Annotated in this window: 16 protein-coding genes; 13 read left to right on the top strand and 3 right to left on the bottom strand. The window is 65.0% G+C overall.

Features of this window, described 5'->3' with window-relative positions; translation table 11 throughout:
• Positions 1-109: 109 nt before the first annotated feature.
• A complete protein-coding gene (locus AC0L2O_RS04025) occupies positions 110-526 on the bottom strand; it encodes a DUF1304 domain-containing protein (protein WP_473368791.1) in 417 nt (138 codons plus the stop codon).
• A gap of 38 nt (positions 527-564) precedes the next feature.
• On the opposite strand from AC0L2O_RS04025, the gene AC0L2O_RS04030 reads away from it, so the two are divergent.
• Positions 565-1,095 (top strand): methylated-DNA--[protein]-cysteine S-methyltransferase, encoded by a 531-nt coding sequence (locus AC0L2O_RS04030; RefSeq protein ID WP_473368792.1) that lies wholly within the window; start codon positions 565-567, stop codon positions 1,093-1,095.
• 23 nt (positions 1,096-1,118) lie between these two features.
• Here AC0L2O_RS04030 and AC0L2O_RS04035 read toward each other — a convergent pair whose 3' ends face one another.
• Entirely contained in the window at positions 1,119-3,908 is a 2,790-nt protein-coding gene (locus AC0L2O_RS04035; protein WP_369726595.1) for a [protein-PII] uridylyltransferase, read from the bottom strand.
• 186 nt (positions 3,909-4,094) lie between these two features.
• On the opposite strand from AC0L2O_RS04035, the gene AC0L2O_RS04040 reads away from it, so the two are divergent.
• From AC0L2O_RS04040 to AC0L2O_RS04065, 6 genes are all read left to right on the top strand, one after another.
• The gene (locus tag AC0L2O_RS04040) at positions 4,095-5,066 is read left to right on the top strand and encodes an aliphatic sulfonate ABC transporter substrate-binding protein (RefSeq protein ID WP_473368793.1); all 972 of its coding nucleotides are present in this window, start codon (positions 4,095-4,097) and stop codon (positions 5,064-5,066) included.
• Between the two features lie 226 nt (positions 5,067-5,292).
• A complete protein-coding gene (locus AC0L2O_RS04045) occupies positions 5,293-6,138 on the top strand; it encodes an ABC transporter permease (RefSeq protein ID WP_473368794.1) in 846 nt (281 codons plus the stop codon).
• Positions 6,139-6,141: 3 nt separating this feature from the next.
• Positions 6,142-6,927, top strand: coding sequence for an ABC transporter ATP-binding protein (locus AC0L2O_RS04050; protein ID WP_473368795.1), 786 nt, complete (start codon positions 6,142-6,144; stop codon positions 6,925-6,927).
• A 52-nt stretch (positions 6,928-6,979) separates the two neighbouring features.
• On the top strand, positions 6,980-7,489 hold the full coding sequence (locus AC0L2O_RS04055; RefSeq protein ID WP_369720403.1) for an OsmC family protein: 510 nt from the start codon (positions 6,980-6,982) through the stop codon (positions 7,487-7,489).
• 180 nt (positions 7,490-7,669) lie between these two features.
• Positions 7,670-8,479: a hypothetical protein gene (locus tag AC0L2O_RS04060; protein WP_369720404.1), complete on the top strand. Its 810-nt coding sequence runs from the start codon at positions 7,670-7,672 to the stop codon at positions 8,477-8,479.
• 367 nt (positions 8,480-8,846) lie between these two features.
• Positions 8,847-10,523, top strand: a complete 1,677-nt coding sequence (locus AC0L2O_RS04065) for a methyl-accepting chemotaxis protein (RefSeq protein ID WP_473368796.1) — start codon at positions 8,847-8,849, stop codon at positions 10,521-10,523.
• Between the two features lie 123 nt (positions 10,524-10,646).
• Here AC0L2O_RS04065 and mutS read toward each other — a convergent pair whose 3' ends face one another.
• Positions 10,647-13,385, bottom strand: coding sequence for a DNA mismatch repair protein MutS (gene mutS, locus AC0L2O_RS04070; protein ID WP_473368797.1), 2,739 nt, complete (start codon positions 13,383-13,385; stop codon positions 10,647-10,649).
• Between the two features lie 216 nt (positions 13,386-13,601).
• Here mutS and pcaF point away from each other — a divergent pair, with 216 nt between their 5' ends.
• The 6 genes from pcaF to AC0L2O_RS04100 all read left to right on the top strand — a co-directional run bounded on the left by pcaF (position 13,602) and on the right by AC0L2O_RS04100 (position 20,361).
• Positions 13,602-14,810 carry a 3-oxoadipyl-CoA thiolase gene (gene pcaF / locus AC0L2O_RS04075; RefSeq protein ID WP_369720406.1) on the top strand — a complete coding sequence of 403 codons (1,209 nt, stop codon included), beginning with the start codon at positions 13,602-13,604 and terminating at the stop codon, positions 14,808-14,810.
• A gap of 116 nt (positions 14,811-14,926) precedes the next feature.
• Entirely contained in the window at positions 14,927-15,820 is an 894-nt protein-coding gene (locus AC0L2O_RS04080) for a dioxygenase family protein (protein ID WP_369720407.1), read from the top strand.
• A gap of 131 nt (positions 15,821-15,951) precedes the next feature.
• Entirely contained in the window at positions 15,952-16,653 is a 702-nt protein-coding gene (gene pcaH, locus AC0L2O_RS04085; protein WP_369720408.1) for a protocatechuate 3,4-dioxygenase subunit beta, read from the top strand.
• Positions 16,654-16,666: 13 nt separating this feature from the next.
• Complete coding sequence (gene pcaG / locus AC0L2O_RS04090) at positions 16,667-17,269, top strand: protocatechuate 3,4-dioxygenase subunit alpha (protein ID WP_473368957.1); 603 nt, start codon at positions 16,667-16,669, stop codon at positions 17,267-17,269.
• 262 nt (positions 17,270-17,531) lie between these two features.
• Positions 17,532-19,223, top strand: a complete 1,692-nt coding sequence (locus AC0L2O_RS04095) for a methyl-accepting chemotaxis protein (protein WP_369720409.1) — start codon at positions 17,532-17,534, stop codon at positions 19,221-19,223.
• Between the two features lie 73 nt (positions 19,224-19,296).
• A complete protein-coding gene (locus AC0L2O_RS04100; RefSeq protein WP_473368798.1) occupies positions 19,297-20,361 on the top strand; it encodes a phosphotransferase in 1,065 nt (354 codons plus the stop codon).
• The last annotated feature ends 103 nt before the right edge of the window (positions 20,362-20,464 follow it).

The following is a 20,464-nucleotide window of genomic DNA, read 5'->3' on the forward strand; positions in this document are numbered from 1 at the left end:
CCGTGGACGGTGGGAACGGCGCGGTGCCGTTTCCTCCTCACGGAATTTCCGGGCCGTGTGGAGGAAGGGTGGGCGCAGCGCTAGGATCGCTGCGCGGCCCGGTAGTGTTTCAGGTCAGGAGAAGTGCAAGCAGCGCAATCGCGGCCGGCGCTGCCTGCACGATCAGGATGCGTGTGCTGACGGTCGCCGCGCCATAAGCGCCGGCTACGATCACGCAGATCAGGAAGAACGCCTTGATCTGGAACGCGAAGGCCGGATTGCCATGCAACAAGCCCCAGACCAGGCCGGCGGCGAGGAAGCCATTATAGAGCCCCTGGTTGCCGGCCAGCACTTTCGTGATCTCGGCCTTCTCCGGCGTGTTGCGGAATGTCTTCAATCCCAGCGGCTTGTCCCAGAGAAACATCTCCAGGACCAGGAAATAGGCGTGCAGTGCGGCGACCAGCGCCACCAGGACATTGGCGATCAGACTCAAGTTGAGCTCCCCCAAAAGCATCAGCTTTCGGGTGGACGGTAGCACGGCCGCCATGGCAAGTGCGACGTGTGTTTCAACGCAATGGTGTGGCAATGGCCGATCGATCAGCGCGTCCGTCAGAGAGCTTTGGCCTTGATCGGCTGGCCACGCCGATCGGGACCGCGTTGCTCGTCACCGATGCCGACGGCGCGCTGCGCGCGCTTGACTGGGAGGACTACGAGCACCGGATGCGCGAGTTGCTGCGGCTGCAGTGCGGCCCGGTGGATCTGCGCCAGCGAGCCGCGCCCGCCGCGATGAAGGCGGCGCTATCAGATTACTTCGCGGGCGACCTTGCGCAGCTCTCGTCGATCCCATGGCGTGTCGCCGGGACACCCTTCCAGCAAAAGGTCTGGACCGCGCTTGCGCGAATCCCCGCCGGCACCACACTGAGCTATGGCGCGCTCGCCGCGAGGCTCGACATGCCCAAGGCGGTTCGCGCCGTCGGCCATGCCAACGGCTCCAATCCGATCAGCGTCGTGCTGCCTTGCCATCGCCTGATCGGTGCAAATGGTTCGCTGGTGAAATATGGCGGCGGTCTGGAGCGCAAGCGCTGGCTGCTGCGGCACGAGGGGGTGGAGGTTTGAAGGCGTCGTGCCCAACGCGGTCGTCACGCCGCCGGCGCAACCACCTTCTCACCCGCCATCACGTGGGTCAGCGCGCTCTTGATCGCGGCCTGTCGCGTCGGCGCGTTGATCTGCGCGCCGAGCAGGTCGGTGACGTAAAACACGTCGCGGGCGCGTTCGCCGAAGGTCGCGACATGCGCCGACGCAATGTTGAGGTTGAGCTTCGAGATCGCGGTGGTGAGCTCATAGAGCAGGCCGGGACGGTCGAGGCCGGACATCTCGATCACGGTGTAGCGATCGGACCATTGGTTGTTGATGGTCACTTCCGGCTCGATCACGAAGGGCCGTGCCTTGCTGCGCACGGTACGTCGCGCCACCACCTCGGGGAGGCGCAGCTTGCCTTCGAGTACGTCCTCGATCATCTCGCCGATGCGGGTGGCGCGGCGGCCCTCGTCCTCGTCGCGGTCGTACTCGCGGGAGATCGAGATCGTGTCGAGCGCGCGGCCGTCGGTCGTGGTGTAGATCTGCGCATCGACGATGTTGGCGCCGGCCGAGGCGCAGGCGCCTGCAATGATCGAAAGTAGCCAGGGATGGTCGGCCGCGAAGATCGTCAGCTCGGTGACGCCGCGCACCTCGTCGAAGCCGACATTGATCGCGAGCTTATGGCCGGCCTGCTCGCTCGATCGCACGAAGCGGGCGTGGCGGATCTTTCGCGGCAATTCGACCTTGAGCCAGTAGGCTGGATAGTGCCGGCCGATATAGGCATCGAGTTCGTCGCTCGGCCATTCGGCAAAGGCCATGCGGAATTCGGCGTGCGCGGCCACCAGGCGTTTTCCCCGGTCGACTTCCGAGAAGCCGCCGGTCAAGACCGGCTCGGTCTCGTAATACAGAGAGCGCAGGAGCTGCGCCTTCCAGCCGTTCCACACGCCGGGGCCGACGCCGCGAATATCGGCGGTGGTCAGAATCGTCAGCAGCTTCATCTGCTCGACCGACTGCACCACGGCGGCGAAATTCTCGATGGTCTTGCGATCGGACAGGTCGCGCGACTGCGCGACCGTCGACATCGTCAGATGCTCCTCGATCAGCCAGGCCACGAGCTCGGTGTCGGCCGCGCTGAAGCCGAGCCGCGGACAGAGCCGTCGCGCCACCTTGGCGCCGGCGATCGAATGATCCTCAGGCCGGCCCTTGGCGATGTCGTGCAGCAGCGTCACGATGTAGATCACCGAACGGTGCTCGGGTCGGATCTTGCGCATCAGATCGCTCGCAAGCGTGAACTCCTCGTTGCCGCCGCGCTCGATGTCCTGCAGGAAGCCGACGCAGCGGATCAAATGCTCGTCGACGGTGTAGTGATGATACATGTTGAACTGCATCATCGAGACGATCTTGCCGAAGGCGCGGATGAAATGGCCGAGCACGCCGGTCTCGTTCATCCGCCGCAGCACGATCTCGGCGTTGTCGGAGGTCAGGATCTCCATGAACAGCCGGTTGGCCTCGGGGTTCTCGCGAAGCTGGGCGTTGATCAGGGCGAGCGAGCGCGTCACGCTGCGCATCGCATCCGGATGGAAGGCGAGGTTGTTCTTCTGCGCGAGACGAAAGATGCGGATCAGATTGACCGGATCGTGCTTGAACACGTCGGGCGCGCCGATGTTGATGCGGTTGTTGTCGACGATGAAGTCGTCGCTATCGGGCACGCGGCGCTTCGCGGCGGTGGGACGCAGCCGCGCCATCATCCGGCTCAAGACCGGCGCGGGCTTGGCCTGCTGGTCCTCGAGCTTGGCGCAGAGAATGGCGGTGAGGTTGCCGACTTCCTTGGCGACCAGGAAGTAGTGTTTCATGAAGCGCTCGACATCCTGCATGCCGGGATGCGAGGTGTAGCCGAGCCGGACCGCGATCTCGCGCTGCAGGTCGAATGACAGGCGTTCTTCGGCGCGGCCGGAATAGAAATGCAGATTGCAGCGCACCGACCAGAGGAAATCGGCGCAGCGGCGGAAGGTGCGGTATTCCTGTGCGTCGAACACGCCGCGCTCGGCCAGCTCGTCGGTGTCGCGGACGCGGTAGACGTATTTCGCGATCCAGAACAGCGTGTGCAGGTCGCGCAAGGCGCCCTTGCCGTCCTTGACGTTGGGTTCGACCAGATAGCGCGACTGGCCGCCGCGGCGATGCCGCTCCTCGCGCTCGGCGAGCTTTGCGGTGACGAACTCGGACGCGGTGCCCTGCACCACTTCCTTGTCGAAACGCGCGACCAGCTCGTCATAGAGCGGTTGATCGCCGGTGAGAAAGCGCGTCTCCAGGATCGCGGTGCGGATGGTCATGTCGCCGCGCGCCTGCCGGATCGATTCATCGACCGAGCGCGTGGCGTGACCGACCTTCAGCCCCATATCCCAGAGGCAATAGAGGATCGCTTCAGCGACCTGCTCGCCCCAGGCGGTCTGTTTGTAGGGCAGGATGAACAGGAGATCGATGTCGGATTCCGGTGCCATCAGGCCGCGGCCATAGCCGCCAGTCGCGACCACCGCCATCCGTTCGGCGCCGCTCGGGATCGGTGAGCGATAGAGGTGACGGGTCGCCGCCGAATATAGAATGCGGATGATCTCGTCCTGCACATGACACAGCCGCTCGGCGCAGCGCCGGCCGTGACGATCTTTGAGCAGGATCGCCTGCGCCGCCTCGCGCGAGGCCATCAGTTCGGCCTTGAGCAGTTGCGCCATGGCCGTGCGGAACGCGTCCTCGCGCCCTTGATGCTTTCCGGCAAGCGCATCGACCGCGGCGGTGATCCGCGACGTGTCGAAGCGATCATCCACCTCTCGCTTGTGCTCAGTCGTGACGCTGTCCATGTCTCACCGGATATAAGAGGCGACAGGCGCTGTCACCCGCCATTCTCTGGCAATAGTCGTTCCATGCTCGAAAGCCCGGCTTTGGGCAAAGTTGTTCTCAGGCGGTGCGCTTTCAAGGGTGGGATTTTCTCGTTGACCTCTAGACATAACTCATTGAAAAACAATGAAGTTTTGGAGGGTCTGGGCATGATCAAGATTTCACGACGCATTCTGCTGGCGGGAGCGGTGGCGCTCGCTGTGGCCCCTGCGGGACGGGCGGCGGAGCCGCTGAAGGAGATCCGCATCGACTGGGCGACCTACAACCCGGTGTCGCTGGTCCTGAAGCAGAAGGGGCTGCTGGAGAAGGAGTTCGCCAAGGACGGCATCACCATCACCTGGGTGCAGTCTGCCGGCTCCAACAAGGCGCTCGAATTCCTCAACGCCGGTTCGATCGATTTCGGCTCGACCGCAGGCTCGGCGGCGCTGGTCGCGCGCATCAACGGCAACCCGATCAAGTCGATCTATGTCTATTCGCGTCCCGAATGGACCGCGCTGGTTACCGGCAGGGATTCCAAGATCGCAAGCGTCGCAGACCTTAAGGGCAAGCGCGTCGCGGTGACGCGCGGCACCGATCCGCACATCTTCCTGGTGCGCGCGCTGCTCGGCGCCGGCCTGACCGAGAAGGACATCACGCCGGTGCTGCTCCAGCACGCCGACGGCAAGACCGCGCTGATCCGCGGCGACGTCGATGCCTGGGCCGGTCTCGATCCGATGATGGCGCAGGCCGAGGTCGAAGAGGGCGCAAAGCTGTTCTACCGCAACGCCGACGCCAACACCTGGGGCATCCTCAATGTGCGCGAGCAGTTCCTGAAGGACTATCCGGATATCGTCCGCCGCGTGCTTGCGACCTACGAGGACGCGCGAAAATATTCGCTGGCGAATTACGATGATCTCAAGAAGACCTTCATCGCCGTGACCAAGCTGCCCGACGCCGTCGTCGACAAGCAGCTCAAGGAGCGCACCGAGCTCACCCACAGCCGCATCGGCGCGCCGCAGCGCGAGTCGATCCTCGCCGCGGGCCTCGCCTTGCAGCAGGCCGGCGTCGTCGACGCCAAGGTCGATGTGAAGGCGACGCTGGATGCCTTGATCGACGACCAGGTGCCGCTGCCGACGAATTAGTTCGGCAATCGCGCGGCAAATTAGGTGTCGTCCCGGCGAAGGCCGGGACCCATACTCCCAGGGAGTAGTTTGGCGAAAAGGCGGTCACTCCGAGTCCCCGTATCCACATCTCCCTGTGGCTATGGGTCCCGGATCGACGCTCCGCTTCGCTGCGCTTGTCCGGGACGGCGGCGGAGATCGCCGGCGCGCCCTTGCATTCCCTGATAAGACGCGCTTCCTACCGGCCATGAGCTCCGACGCGCCAGTCCTGCAGCAATCCTCGGAACCGGCCGAGAACTCGGGCGCGCCCTCGCGGCTGTCACGCTATGCGCGACCGATGCTGGGACTGCTGTTGCCGCTGACGCTGGCGCTCGGCTGGGAACTCGTGGTCCGGCTCGGCTGGTCCAATGGCCGGCTGGTGCCGCCGCCATCGCGCGTCTTCGCCACCATCGCCGATCTCGCCCGCTCTGGGGAGCTGATCCGCCACATCGCCGCGACGCTGTGGCGCGTCGGTCTTGGCTTTGCGTTCGGCGTCCTGGCAGGCACGGTGCTCGGCGCCGTCTCCGGCTATTGGTCGCTGGCGCGACGGCTGCTTGATCCGACCGTGCAGGCGCTGCGCGCGATCCCCTCGCTCGCCTGGGTGCCGCTGTTCATTCTGTGGCTCGGCATCTTCGAGACGTCGAAGATCGCGCTGATTGCGGCCGGCGTGTTCTTCCCGGTGTATCTCGGCGTGATGGGCGCGATCCTCAGCGTCGATCGCAAAATCGTCGAAGTCGGCCGCACGTTTCGCCTGTCCGGGCCCGCGATGATCCGCCGCATCCTGCTGCCCGCCGTGCTGCCGGCCTATGTTGTCTCCCTGCGAGTCGGCCTGGGACTGGGCTGGATGTTCGTGGTGGCGGCCGAATTGATCGGTGCCTCCGAGGGCCTCGGCTATCTCCTGCTCGACGGCCAGCAGCTCGGCAAGCCGGCGCAGATCCTCGCCGCGATCGTGATCTTCGCGATCCTCGGCAAGCTCACGGACTGGCTGATCGAGCTTGCGGCAGCACCCTTCCTCCGTTGGCAGGATGCCTTCGGCCGCGCGAAGGGGACCTGAGCGATGCTCGCGCTCGACCGGGTCAGCAAGACCTATCCCAACGGCGTGCAGGCGCTGGCGCGCTTCTCCTCACAGATCAGGCAAGGTGAGATCGTCGCCATCATCGGCGGCTCCGGGTGCGGCAAGTCCACGCTGCTGCGCGCCGTCGCCGGCCTCGATCGCGCAAGTTCGGGTACGGTGACGCTCGACAACGAGAGGATCGCCGCGCCGCACGCCAAGATCGGTATCATTTTCCAGGAGCCGCGGCTTTTGCCCTGGCTCAGCGTTGCCGACAATATCGGCTTCGGCCTCGCCGACCTGCCTTCGACTGAACGGCGCGAGAAAGTGGCGCGCGCGCTGGCCCGCGTCGGGCTCGCCGACAAGGCGCAAGCCTGGCCGCGCGAACTCTCCGGCGGGCAGGCCCAGCGTGTTGCGATCGCACGCGCACTGGTGCCGCAGCCGGAGGTGCTGCTGCTCGACGAACCGTTCTCCGCGCTCGATGCCTTCACCCGCCGCGACCTCCAGGATCATCTGCTCGACCTCTGGGCCGATACGCGGCCGACGTTGGTTCTGGTCACGCATGATGTCGACGAGGCGGTGGTGCTGGCCGATCGCGTGCTGGTGATGCGGCCTCGGCCGGGCCGGTTGTTCGACCAGATCGACATCAATCTGGGGCGGCCCCGCGATCGCAATTCGCCGCTGTTCGAGAATTTCAAGCGCAGCGTGCTGACGTCACTCGACCGTTCGCTCGACCGCAACGTGCCCGACCGTGACGCAACCCAGGGTCCCGGTCAGGCCATGTGGTGGTGACAACGTCTCTCTGAGCCGGTACATCGAGGGATAATTTCCGGGAGAGAACAAGATGGACGCCGCTGAACTGCGCCAGATGCAGGCTCCGATCAAGGAGCGTTACAAGACCGATCCCAAGACCGCGATGATCACGCTGAAGGCCAAGGGCTCGATCGACAGCGAAGGCATCGCCTGCAAGGTCGAGACCGGACGGGCCATCGCGATGGCTGGCCTGCATCCGGCGACCGGCGGCTCCGGCCTCGAGCTTTGTTCCGGCGACATGCTGCTGGAGGCGCTGGTTGCCTGTGCCGGTGTCACGCTGAAATCGGTCGCGACCGCGATCGAGGTGCCGCTCAAGACCGGCAATGTCTACGCCGAAGGCGATCTCGATTTCCGCGGCACGCTCGGCGTCGACAAGGAGACCCCGGTTGGCTTCGCCGAGATCCGGCTGCGCTTCGAGGTCGATACCGATGCGCCGCAGGACAAGCTCGATCTGCTGCTCAAGCTCACGGAGCGCTATTGCGTGGTCTACCAGACCATCAAGAACGGCCCGAAGGTCTCGGTGTCGATGCAGCGGATGTGAGGCGCGGACCGCAGTCCAACAATCGGTGTCGTCCTGGCGAAAGCCAGGACCAATTACCCCCCCAACGCCGATTGTGTTGCGAGACCGGCGACTACGACCCTCCAACACAGCGAAGCCTGTGGTTATGGGTCCTGGATCGGCGCTCACTTCGTTCGCTTGTCCAGGACGACGAAGAAAAAAATGTCCCTCGAGCTCCACTTCATCCTTTTCCTCCTTCTGCGCATGGCCATCGCGGCGGCTTTCGTGGTGTCGGCGTCGATCATCACGGAGCGCTCCGGCCCGGCGATCGGCGCGCTGGTGGCGACCCTCCCGGTCTCGGCCGGTCCCTCCTATGTCTTTCTCGCGCTCGACCATGACGCTGCCTTCATCGCGCGAGGCGCGCTGTCGAGCCTGCCGGTCAATGCCGCGACGATCTTCATGTGCCTGACCTATGTCGTGCTGGCCCAGCGGCGCAGCCTTGCCATGAGTTGCGGAAGCGCTGTCGCAGTCTGGATCGTGCTCGCCTCGATCATCCGCCAGTTCGATTGGCCGCTCACCGCAGGGCTCGCCGCCAATCTGGTCGCGTTCGGCATCTGTATTCCGCTGCTCGCGCGCTATCGCCACGTGAAGATGCCGCCCGTGACCCGCCGCTGGTATGACATTCCGATGCGGGCCGCGCTGGTCGCAACGCTTGTCGCCATCGTCGTTTCGACCTCGGGCTGGGTCGGTCCCCGCATCAGCGGCATTATCGCGCTGTACCCGGTCGTCTTCACCAGTATCATGGTGATCCTGCATCCGCGCATCGGCGGTCCGCCGACTGCCGCCGTGCTCGCCAATTCCGCTTGGGGCCTGCTCGGATTCGGCATGGCAATCGCGGTGCTGCACGTTGGGGCGGCGTCGTTCGGCTCTGCCATTGGTTTGTCTGTGGCCCTCAGCACCTGCGTGGTCTGGAATCTGACGCTATGGGGGCTTGGGCTGCCTGCAATGCGCAAGGCGCGGCAAGCACCGTGACACTACGGATATGCGCGATACCGACTCGCGAACGGCATCTCCGGCGAAACCTGCTCGCGCCAACAGCGCGCGCATCGCGGCAACACGTTGAATGACAAATCTCATTTCAAATAACGAGATCGCCGCGGCCGCGTGCAAGCGGACGTTCGTGCAGCGCTAAGTTGCCCGTTTGTGTCTGCCGATCCCTAAAAATCCGTTAGAACTTTATTCGAGTTTTCCCGGTCCGAACTATCTTGCGTACCCGTCTCGGGTTTCATCAGTGCGAATTTTGCCCGCGGGAGTTGTCGATTGGAATTCGGCACGCGTTGCCGCGCAGATTCCCGATGAGCATGTGCTATCGGCCTATTTGAAACTTGGAGATTCGTTGATGTTTGGTCTCAAGTCCCGCAACGATGCGGATGCTAAGCTCGCAGCCATCGGCCGCTCGCAGGCCATGATCGAGTTTGCCATTGATGGCACGATCCTGAACGCCAACCAGAATTTCTTGAACGCTCTCGGCTACTCCCTCGACGAGATCAAGGGAAAGAAGCATGCCATGTTCATGCCGACCGATCAGCGCGACAGCGCCGAGTACAAGGCGTTCTGGGCTGCATTGAACCGTGGCGAGTATCAGGCGCGCGAGTTCAAGCGGATCGCGAAGGGCGGCCGTGAGGTCTGGATCGAAGCATCCTACAATCCGGTGCTCGACGGCGACGGCAAGACGGTGATGGTCGCAAAGATTGCAACCGACATCACCGAGAAGAGGATCCGGAGCATGACGGACGCGTCGAAGATCGCCGCCATCAGCCGGGCCCAGGCCGTGATCGAGTTCAAGCTCGACGGCACCGTTGTCACCGCCAACGAGAATTTCTGCAACGCGCTCGGCTATTCGCTGACCGAGATCCAGGGTAAGCATCACAGCCTGTTCGTGCCCCAGGCCGAGCGCGACGGCGCGGCCTATCGCGAGTTCTGGGCCAAGCTCAACCGCGGCGAATACCAGGCCGGCGAGTTCAAACGCATCGGCAAGCGCGGCCGCGAGGTCTGGATTCTCGCCTCCTACAATCCGCTGCTCGACGAGAACGGCAAGCCGTTCGGCGTCCTCAAGTTCGCCACCGACGTTACGGCGGAGAAGCTGAAGAACGCCGATCTCGCCGGCCAGATCGCGGCGATCGACAAGGCCCAGGCCGTGATCGAGTTCAACATGGACGGCACCATCCTCACCGCGAACCCGAACTTCCTCGGCGCGCTCGGCTATTCGCTGGCCGAGGTCCAGGGCAAGCATCACAGCATGTTCGTCGAGCCGTCGGAGCGCGAGGGGACGGCCTATAGCGAGTTCTGGGCCGCGCTCAACCGCGGTCAGTATCAGGCGGCCGAATACAAGCGCATCGGCAAGGGCGGCAAGGAGATCTACATCCAGGCCTCCTACAACCCGATCCTCGACCTCAATGGCAAGCCGTTCAAGGTCGTGAAATATGCGACCGACACCACCAAGCAAGTGCTGGTCCGCATGGGCAACGAACGCGTCCGCGGCATGATGGAATCGGTCGCCGCCGGTTCGGAGGAATTGAATGCCTCGGTGCGGGAGATTTCCGAAGCGATGACCAAATCGCGCGAGACCGCGATGAGCGCGGTGGACCAGGTCGCCACCGCAGACGCCCAGGCGCAGCGCCTTACCGAAGCCGCGCAGGCGATGAGCGGCATCGTCGAGCTGATCAACAACATCACCGGACAGATCAACCTGCTGGCACTCAACGCCACGATCGAATCGGCGCGCGCGGGGGAAGCCGGTCGCGGTTTCGCGGTGGTCGCCTCGGAGGTGAAGAGCCTCGCCAACCAGGCCAAGCAGGCCACCGACAAGATCGGCGCGGAGATCGGCAGCCTTAACGGCATCTCCGGCGACGTCGTCAGCGCGCTCGGTTCGATCAAGCAGGCGATCAACAATGTCAGCGAATATGTGACCTCGACCGCCGCCGCAATCGAGGAGCAGAGCACGGTGACGAACGAGATGTCGACCAGCATGCAGCGCGCGGCAGCCGAAGCGGCCGCGATTGCGGCGAGGGCGTAGGCAAGAACGGCAGAACCCTGGGGTGGGCAAAGGCGCGCGCACTTTGCGCGCCGTGCCCACCATCTCTCCGTGAACGCCGTATTGCGTGGTGGGCACGCTGCGCTTTGCCCACCCTGCGCACCGTCATTGTTTCGGCAGTTTTGCCTTCAACGCATACAGCGCATCGAGCGCCTCGCGTGGCGACATCTCGTCCGGATGCAGCGCCTTCACGGCCTCGATTAGCAGTTCGGCCTCGCTCGGCGGCGCGCGTTCCGCGGCGGCGCGCGAAGGCACGGCGAACAACGGCAGATCGTCGGCGAGTGCGCGCGCGGTCTGGCCGCGGTCCTGCGCCTCTAATTTTGCCAGCACGGATTTCGCGCGTGCGATCACGGCCGGCGGCAGGCCTGCAAGCTTGGCGACCTGGATGCCGTAGGAGCGGTCGGCCGAGCCAGGCAGCACCTCGTGCAGGAACACGACATTGCCCTGCCATTCCTTCACCCGCACCGTGGCGTTGAACATGCGTGGCAGCTTGGCGGACAGCGCGGTGAGTTCATGGTAATGCGTGGCGAACAGAGTGCGGCAGCGGTTGCTTTCGTGCAGATGCTCGATTGCGGCCCAGGCGATCGAAAGGCCGTCGAAGGTGGCCGTGCCGCGCCCGATCTCGTCGAGGATCACGAGCGCGCGCTCGCCGGCCTGATTGAGGATCGCAGCGGTCTCGACCATCTCCACCATGAAGGTCGAGCGTCCGCGGGCGAGGTCGTCGGCGGCGCCGACGCGCGAAAACAGCCGGTCGATGACGCCGATCCGCGCGCGCGAGGCCGGCACGAAAGAGCCGATCTGCGCCAGCAACGCAATCAGCGCGTTCTGGCGCAGGAAGGTCGATTTACCGGCCATGTTCGGACCGGTAATCAACCAAAGCTGGCCGGACTTTTGCCCCGGCGCCGGTGAGAGGTCGGAGGCGTTGGCAATGAACGGTTCGCCATTGCGCTTCAATGCCTGCTCGACCACGGGATGGCGGCCGGCCTCGATCGCAAAGCCGAGCGAGTCGTCGACTTCGGGCCTTACATAATTCTCGTCGACGGCGAGTTTTGCCAGTGCCGTTGCGACATCGAGCAGCGCGAAAGCATGCGCGGCAGCGCGCAAATCGTCGCTGACCGCCAGCGCCTTGACGGCAAGCCGCTCAAAAATCTCGAGCTCGAGTCCGAGCGCGCGGTCGCCGGCATTGGCGATCTTGGCCTCGATCTCGCCAAGCTCGGAGGTGGTGAACCGCACCTGACCCGCCAGCGTCTGGCGATGGATGAAGGTCGCGTTCAGCGGCGGCGACATCAGCTTGTCGCCGTGTTGCGCGGTGACCTCGACGAAATAGCCGAGCACGTTGTTGTGACGGATCTTGAGGCCCTTCACGCCCGTGCTGTCGGCGTAGCGGGCCTGCATCGATGCGACCACCAGCCGCGAGGCGTCGCGCAGGTTGCGCGTTTCGTCGAGCGCGGGCTCGTAGCCCTGGCGCACGAAGCCGCCATCGCGCTTGATCAGCGGGAGTTGTTCGTCGAGCGCACTGGCAAATTCCACCGCGAGTTCCCGCGAGGGACGCTGCAGTGCCGCCGTCACCGCGGCGATTTCGTGCGGCGGCTGATCCAGCTCGCCAAGCCGTGCCAGCGCCTGGTCGGCGGCGAGGATGCCGTCGCGAAGAGCGGCAAGGTCGCGCGGGCCGCCGCGGCCGACCGAGAGCCGCGCCAGCGCGCGCGACAGGTCGGGCGCGCCGCGCAGGATGCTGCGAATGTCCTCGCGCGCCGCCGAGTCTGCAACGAAGGCGCTGACCGCGTCGAGCCGTCGCGCAATCGCCGCCGCGTCGGTCAACGGTGCCGCCAGACGTTGCGCCAGCAGGCGCGAGCCGGCCGATGTCACCGTGCAGTCGATCGCATCGAGCAGCGAGCCGCGGCGTTCGCCTGCGAGTGTCCGCGTCAGTTCAAGATTGGCGCGCGTGGCGGGGTCGATCGCCATGGTCGCGCCCGAGGTCTCGCGCGCGGGCGGCGACAGCGGTGGATGCTTGCCGACCTGGGTGCGATCGACATAAGTGACGGCCGCGGCGGCCGCGGTTGCTTCGAGGCGGGTCAACTGCGCGAGCCCGTCCATGGTCGCGACCGCGAAATAGTCGCAGAGGCGCTTCTCGGCAGTGGCGCCGTCGAAGACGTCGCGGGTCAGCGGCGTCAGCGCCGGTAGCTCGCGCAACGTCGGGCCGAGCTCGCTGTCATTGTAGAGCGCGTCGGCGACGATCGCCTCGTTCGGGTTGATGCGTGCCAGCGTCGCGGCGAGCTCGGCGCCGTTGCATTCCAGCACGACGAATTCGGCGGTCGAGATGTCGATCCAGGCAAGGCCAAAGCGGTCGCCGCCTGAGGAGGAACGGGCGCGCGCGATCGCCAGCAGATAGTTGTTGGCGCGCGCATCGAGCAGCGTGTCCTCGGTCAGCGTGCCCGGCGTCACCAGCCGCACCACGCCGCGGCGCACCACGCTCTTGTTGCCGCGCGCCTTGGCGGCGGCGGGATCCTCGGTCTGCTCGCACACCGCCACGCGGTGGCCGGCGCTGATGAGGCGATGCAGATAATCCTCGGAGCGCTCGACCGGCACGCCGCACATCGGGATATCCGCGCCCTGATGCTTGCCGCGCTTGGTCAGCACGATGCCCAAGGTTTTGGAGGCGATCTCGGCGTCCTCGAAGAACAGCTCGTAAAAATCGCCCATCCGATAGAACAGCAGCAGGCCCGGATGCGCGGCCTTGATCTCCAGATATTGTTCCATCATCGGCGTGACGCGCGCAGCGGCTTCGGCCTGCGGGGCGGGCGCTTCGTCGGGCGGCGGTACGGAAATCGGCTGTTGCATCGTCATGGGCGGCGCAACCTACAAAATTTCCTCCGGTGCTCCTATCGGTTTGGCCGGGCAGGGGAGGTTTTCCACGTTGTCCGCACCGCGGCATGCGCTGCAGTCGGCGGGCCCGTGCAAATCGCACGCGAAACCGTCAATTGACCTGCCGCGGGCGCCCTCCTAAAACTCCGACGACATTGAAGAATTTTGGCCGGACCGCGGCATTTTGGGAGAACAGCCATGCGTGACGTCTTTATCTGCGATGCCGTGCGGACCCCGATCGGCCGTTTCGGCGGCTCCCTTGCCAAGGTGCGCGCCGACGACCTCGCCGCTGCTCCGATCAAGGCGCTGATGGCCAAGCACCCGAACCTCGACTGGGCGCAGGTCGACGAGGTCTTCTTCGGCTGCGCCAACCAGGCCGGCGAGGACAATCGCAACGTCGCGCGCATGGCGCTGCTGCTCGCGGGGCTGCCGGATTCGGTTCCCGGCCAGACCCTGAACCGGCTCTGCGCCTCCGGTCTCGACGCGGTCGGTGCGGCCGGCCGTGCCATCCGCTCCGGCGAGATCGAGCTTGCGATTGCCGGCGGCGTCGAATCCATGACGCGCGCGCCCTTCGTGATGGGCAAGGCGCAGGAAGCGTTTTCACGCTCGGCCGAGATCTTTGACACCACCATCGGCTGGCGTTTCATCAATCCGCTCCTGAAGGCGCAATACGGCGTCGACGCCATGCCGGAGACGGGCGAGAATGTCGCCGAGGAATTCCAGGTCTCTCGCGCCGACCAGGATGCCTTCGCCATTCGCTCGCAGCAGCGCGCGGGCGCCGCGATCGCGGCTGGTTATTTCGCCGAAGAGATCATTCCGATCACCATTCCCGGCGGCAAGGTCGGTCCGACCATTGTGGACAAGGACGAGCATCCGCGCCCCGAGACCACGCTGGAAGCCCTCACGAAACTGAAGCCGATCGTGCGCAATCCCGGCACGGTCACCGCCGGCAACGCCTCGGGCGTCAATGACGGCGCGGCCGCGATGATCCTGGCGTCGGAAGCCGCGGTGAAGAAGCATGGTCTTACGCCCCGCGCGCGCATCCTCGGGCTTGCCTCGGCCGGCGTGCCGCCGCGCATCATGGGCATCGGCCCGGTGCCGGCGACCCGCAAGCTGATGGAGCGTCTCGGCAAGAAGATCAGCGATTTCGACCTGATCGAGCTCAATGAAGCCTTCGCCTCGCAGGGCATCGCCTGCATGCGCCAACTCGGCGTCGCCGATGATGCGGATTTCGTCAATCCGCATGGTGGTGCCATCGCGCTGGGCCATCCGCTCGGCATGAGCGGCGCGCGCCTGGCGCTCACCGCGGTCCACGGCATGGAAAAGCGCGGTGGCAAGCTCGCGCTCGCCACCATGTGCGTCGGCGTCGGCCAGGGTGTGGCCGTTGCGATCGAGAAGCTGAATTGACGAGACGCGCAGCGTCTCGTCATCCCGGAGCCGCTCGTTAGCGCGGAATCCGGGATCTCGAGATTCCCGGTTCAGCCCTGTCGGGCTGCCCCGGAACGACAGGGGGAGAGAGCGCCATGATCATCGAGCGCGAGCAGGACGTCACGGCCGCCGCTCTGGCCGTGATGGAGCGGACGTCCGATCCGCGGATGCGGCAGATCATGATCTCGCTGGTCAAGCATCTGCACGGCTTCGTCCGCGACGTACGCCTGACCGAGAAGGAATTCCGCGACGCTACCGCTGTTATCGCCGAACTCGGCAAGCTGACCACCGATACCCATAACGAAGTTGTGCTGATGGCGGGTTCGCTCGGCGTCTCGCCGTTGGTCTGCTTGCTCAACAACGGCGATCAAGGCAATACCGAAACAGATCAGTCGCTGCTCGGACCTTTCTGGCGGCTGAACTCGCCGCGGGTGGAGAATGGCGGATCGATCGTCCGCTCCGAAACGCCTGGCGCGCCGCTGTTCGTCAGCGGCCGTGTCATGGACAAAGACGGCCGCCCCGTCGCCGGTGCCGAGGTCGATGTCTGGCACGCCTCGCCGGTCGGGCTCTATGAGAACCAGGACCCCGAGCAGGCCGACATGAACCTGCGCGGCAAGTTCACGACCGATGCCGACGGGCGCTTCGCCTTTCGCTCGGTGATGATGGTCGGCTACCCCATTCCAACCGACGGTGCCGTCGGCCGACTGCTGAAGGCGCAAAGTCGGCACCCCTATCGCCCCGCGCATCTGCACGCCCTGATCTTCAAGCCGGGATTCAAGGTGCTGATCTCGCAGGTCTACGATCCCAATGACCCCCATATCGACAGCGACGTGCAGTTCGGCGTGACACAAGCGCTGATCGGCAAGTTCGTGCGCCATGCGACGGCACATCCAACCGCGCCGGACGTTTCGACGCCCTGGTATTCGCTCGACCACACCTATCGGCTCGAGGCCGGAGAGGCCGTGCTGCCAAGGCCGCCCATCAAATAAGGTGTCCATGCGGGATGCCGGGCACGCTAGAGGCCTGCTAAACTCACTTCCCTAGATTAGTTATATTCTATAATGATTGGCGGAAGTGTTGACCGGCTGGACCAAAATATGGCCGGGGAGGAGTTCGCCAAATGACATTCATCTATCCCGTCGACAGCAACAAAGCACATCCGCTGCCGCTGTCGCCCGAATACAAGAGCTCAATCAAGCGCGCGCCGCACAAGCCGTTGATCCCGATGCGCCACACGCTGTCGGAACTGACCGGTCCGGTCTACGGTCATGAGACCGTGCGCGAGGGCGACAATGACCTCACCACCCAGCACAGCGGCGAGCCGCTCGGCGAGCGCATCATCGTGCACGGCCATGTCCGCGACGAGGACGGCCGCGGCGTGCCGAACTCGCTGGTCGAGATCTGGCAGGCCAATGCCTGCGGTCGCTACGTCCATGTCCGCGACCAGCATCCGGCGCCGCTCGATCCGAACTTCACCGGGGCGGGCCGCACGCAAAGCGATGCCTCGGGTTACTACCGCTTCGTCACCATCAAACCCGGCGCTTACCCCTGGGGCAATCATCACAACGCTTGGCGGCCGGCCCACATCCATCTTTCGGTGTTTGGCTATTCCTTCGTCACGCGGCTGGTGACGCAGATGTATTTCCCGGGCGATCCCTTGTTCCCGTTCGATCCGATCTTCAACTCGGTGCCGGACGAGAAGGCGCGGATGCGGATGGTGTCGTCGTTCGATCTCGAGAACACCAAGCCCGAATGGGCGCTGTGCTATCGCTTCGACGTTGTGCTGCGCGGCAAGAACGCCACCCCCATGGAGACCAGGTAACGTGCAGGAGAACGTGGAGGACAACGTGAAGGACAACGGGATCACACCATCGCAGACCGTCGGTCCGTTCTTCAAATATGGCCTGACGCCGAACGGCGAGTACGCCTGGAACGACGCGTTCACCAACTCGACGCTGACGCCTGACGTCTCCGGCGATCGCGTTCGCATCGAAGGCCGCGTGTTCGACGGCGACGGCGTCGCCGTGCCGGACGCCATGCTGGAGATCTGGCAGGCGGATGCCCAGGGCCGCTACGCCGATCCGCAGGACAAGCGCGCGCTACCGAACGCCAGCTTCCGCGGCTTCGCTCGCAGCGGCACCGACAAGGATGGCCACTATGCCTTCGAGACCATCAAGCCCGGCGCGGTGCCGGATCCCGATGGCAAGCCGCAGGCGCCGCACATCGTCCTTGCGGTGTTCGGGCGCGGCATGCTGCGGCATCTCTATACCCGCATCCATTTCAGCGACGAGGCCGGCAACGCCGCCGATCCCGTGCTGGCGCTGGTGCCCGCCGATCGCCGCGCCACCATCATCGCGACGCGCGAGGCCGGCAAGCCGGTCTATCGCCTCGACCTGCACTTGCAGGGCGACAAGGAGACGGTGTTCTTCGACGTGTGATGCAGCGCATGCCGGCGATATCGAGTCGCCGGCACGCGTTCTTTATCCAGCGCAATGGCGCCCGTTGTCGCCTGCATCGGCCCTGAACTGATCCTGCATCACGTCTATGCGTCAGTCTCGCTGACTCAAAACCGATCGCTCAACGTCTCATTCCCGTAGTTTAGCGGTGTTTCCACGCGACGAATGTTGTCGCGAGGCAAGTCCGTATTTACCGCAACGATCTAGCATCACCGGGAAATCTGACGCGGGGCCCGGATCGTCCATGAAAATTCGCCTGTCGTTGTCCTCCGCGATCGTCGCGTTTGGGATCGTTCTCGCCATCGGTTTTACCGCCGTGGTCTCGACCAGCCTCTACGCCTTGAAAGAGCTCAAGGTCGGCGGTCCGCTCTATTCCGACATCAAGCTCGGCAACGACCTCGTCGCCGACATCCTGCCGCCGCCGGAATATGTGATCGAGGCCTATCTCGAAGCCACGCTCGCGATGCGCGAGCCCGACCAACTCGCTGCACACAGCGAGCGTCTGGTCCAGCTCCGCAAGGATTACGACGAGCGCAAGGCGTTCTGGACGAGCTCGAGCCTCTCGGCCGACCTCAAGGCTGCGCTGGTGTCGAAATCCGATGCCGAGGTGCAGAAGTTCTGGAAGCTGCTTTCCGACCAGCTCCTGCCGGCTCTCAAGGCCAGGGACAGCGGCGCTTCCGAGCGCGCCTATGCGCAGCTCAAGAATGCCTATACGGCGCATCGCGCCGTCATCGACGCCATCGTCGAGAGCGCCAACAAGCAGAATGCCGACATGGAGAAGCTCGCCGCGGACCGCGACAGCTCCATGCTTTATATCCTCCTCGGCGTCTCCGCCGCCGTCCTCGCCTTCATTGCGGCGGGCCTGCTCGGCGTCGCCCTCGGCGTGATGCGCCCGATCGTGCGCATGACGGGTAGCATGCAAACGCTCGCGACCGGCGATCTCGCCACCGACATTCCTTTCGCGCACCGCCGAGACGAGGTCGGCTCGATGGCGAGCGCGCTGCTGGTGTTCAAGCAGGCCGCGCTCGAGAATTCCCGTCTTCGCGAGGAGCAGCTGCGCAAGGAGCAGGAAGCGGCGCTGGCCAAGCGCGGTGCCCTGCACCAGATGGCCGAGACCGTCGAGCGCGAGACCGGCCGGTCGGTCGACACCGCGAGTGCGGCGACGCAAGGGGTTGAGCGGGCCGCCTCTGGCCTGTCCGACATCGCCCGATCGCTCTCCGCGGAGTCGCAGGCAGTTGCCGCGGCCTCCAACCAGGCTCTCGGCAGCTCGCAGACCGTCTCGGCGGCGGCCGAAGAGTTGAGCGCTTCTATCCGCGAGATCGCAACCCAGGTCGCGCGGACCAGCACGGCCACCAAATCGGCGGTCGCCGGTCGTGAGCAGGCGCGATCGACCATTCAGGCGCTGGCCGGATCGGTCAAGAAGATCGCCGAGGTCACCGACCTGATCGGCGGTATCGCAGGCCAGACCAACCTTTTGGCGCTCAACGCCACGATCGAGGCGGCGCGCGCCGGCGACGCCGGCCGCGGCTTTGCGGTGGTCGCAGCCGAAGTGAAATCGTTGTCCGACCAGACTGCCAAATCCACCGAGGAGATCGCGCGCCTGATCGCCGAGATCCAGGCCTCGACGCAGGCCGCGGTCGATTCCGTCGAGACGATGGGAGGCCACATCGTCGAGATCGACGGCGTGGCGACCTCGGTTGCCGCCGCAATGGAAGAGCAGGACGCCGCGACGCGGGAGATCGCGCGGTCGATTTCCGAATCGGCCTCCGCCGCGGAGGAGGTCTCGGCCAAGATCGCTAACGTCAGCCGCGACGCTGCCGCGGTGAACGAGCGCGCCGCGGAAGTCAGGCAAGCGATTGCCGGCATGGCCGCGAATCTTGAATCCCTGCGGTCGGTCGTGGTCCGGACGGTGCGCGACTCCACGGCTGCGGCTTAGCCGGCGAGGCGCCTGCCGCTGGCGCTTGCTTGCGTGATCGTGCAGAATGCGCGCGGGAATCGGGGCGCCCTGCATGACACCTCCACAACTGCCTGCGGTCACTGAGCCAGCAGCCCTGACGGCTGCGCTGCGCAAAGCCGGTGTGCTGGATCGCGGCGCGGTCCGCGAGGTGAAGGTGCTGCATGAGCGCGACACGGTCCTGTCGCACATCACCCGGCTCGGGCTACGCTATGTCGGGGAGTCCGCCGGCGCGCCGCAATCTCTGATCCTCAAGACGCCGCATGCGGCTTTCGCCAAGCCGCTGGCGAACGCCGGCCGACACGAGGTGGCCTACTACACCCAGCTTGCACCCAAAATGCCGGCGCAGTTGGTGCCGCGCTGCTTCGACGGGAATTTCGACGAGGAGAGCCTCGCCTGGCATCTCCTGCTTGAAGACCTCACCGACAGCCATGAGATCGCGACCGCTTGGCCGCTGCCGCCATCGCGCGAACAGATGATGGCAATCGTGACCGCGCTCGCCCGCTGGCACGCGGCCTGGTGGGACCATGCGAGCCTCGGCGAGACCGTCGGCACCTGGGAGAGCACCGAAGACAGCGCAAGGCAAATGGAGACCTTCGCCGGCCATTATGACCGCTTCGCCGATCAGCTCGGCGATCGCCTCAGCGAGGAGCGGCGCATCCTCTACCGCCGCCTCGTCGAGCAGTCGGCCCGACTGTCCCAACGTTATCATTCGCGCCGCCGCGTCAGCATCGCCCATGGCGACGCTCACACCTGGAATTTCATGCTGCCCCGTGCCGGTGTCGTCGACACCGTGCGCATCTTCGATTTCGATCTGTGGGGCATCGATGTGCCCACCAACGACCTCGCCTACATGATGGCGATGCAATGGTATCCGGAACGCCGGCAGGCTCTCGAGCGCCTTCTGCTCAACCACTACCATGCGACGCTGATCGCGAATGGTGTCAGCGGCTACACGCGCGGCGCACTCGATCAGGATTATCGCTGGTCCGTGCTCTGGCACATCACCAAGCCGATCTGGCAATGGAGCATCAACATCCCACCGGTGATCTGGTGGAACAATCTGGAGCGGGTGATGATGGCGGTCGAGGATCTCGGCTGCGAGGAGATTTTGGGGTGATGGTTCTAGAAATTCAGTGTCGTCCCGGCGAAGGCCGGGACCCATAGCCACAGGGAGTGGTTTGGCGAAGACTCGTAGTGATCTCCGTTCGGACCGACACCGC

It is taken from the genome of Bradyrhizobium sp. Kon10, from assembly GCF_055807395.1.

Bases quoted from the DNA above. Each gene is read 5' to 3' on its own strand.
- AC0L2O_RS04025 (WP_473368791.1), bottom strand. From the start codon at position 526: ATGGCGGCCGTGCTACCGTCCACCCGAAAGCTGATGCTTTTGGGGGAG.
- AC0L2O_RS04030 (WP_473368792.1), top strand. From the start codon at position 565: ATGGCCGATCGATCAGCGCGTCCGTCAGAGAGCTTTGGCCTTGATCGG.
- AC0L2O_RS04035 (WP_369726595.1), bottom strand. From the start codon at position 3,908: ATGGACAGCGTCACGACTGAGCACAAGCGAGAGGTGGATGATCGCTTC.
- AC0L2O_RS04040 (WP_473368793.1), top strand. From the start codon at position 4,095: ATGATCAAGATTTCACGACGCATTCTGCTGGCGGGAGCGGTGGCGCTC.
- AC0L2O_RS04045 (WP_473368794.1), top strand. From the start codon at position 5,293: ATGAGCTCCGACGCGCCAGTCCTGCAGCAATCCTCGGAACCGGCCGAG.
- AC0L2O_RS04050 (WP_473368795.1), top strand. From the start codon at position 6,142: ATGCTCGCGCTCGACCGGGTCAGCAAGACCTATCCCAACGGCGTGCAG.
- AC0L2O_RS04055 (WP_369720403.1), top strand. From the start codon at position 6,980: ATGGACGCCGCTGAACTGCGCCAGATGCAGGCTCCGATCAAGGAGCGT.
- AC0L2O_RS04060 (WP_369720404.1), top strand. From the start codon at position 7,670: ATGTCCCTCGAGCTCCACTTCATCCTTTTCCTCCTTCTGCGCATGGCC.
- AC0L2O_RS04065 (WP_473368796.1), top strand. From the start codon at position 8,847: ATGTTTGGTCTCAAGTCCCGCAACGATGCGGATGCTAAGCTCGCAGCC.
- mutS (WP_473368797.1), bottom strand. From the start codon at position 13,385: ATGACGATGCAACAGCCGATTTCCGTACCGCCGCCCGACGAAGCGCCC.
- pcaF (WP_369720406.1), top strand. From the start codon at position 13,602: ATGCGTGACGTCTTTATCTGCGATGCCGTGCGGACCCCGATCGGCCGT.
- AC0L2O_RS04080 (WP_369720407.1), top strand. From the start codon at position 14,927: ATGATCATCGAGCGCGAGCAGGACGTCACGGCCGCCGCTCTGGCCGTG.
- pcaH (WP_369720408.1), top strand. From the start codon at position 15,952: ATGACATTCATCTATCCCGTCGACAGCAACAAAGCACATCCGCTGCCG.
- AC0L2O_RS04095 (WP_369720409.1), top strand. From the start codon at position 17,532: ATGAAAATTCGCCTGTCGTTGTCCTCCGCGATCGTCGCGTTTGGGATC.
- AC0L2O_RS04100 (WP_473368798.1), top strand. From the start codon at position 19,297: ATGACACCTCCACAACTGCCTGCGGTCACTGAGCCAGCAGCCCTGACG.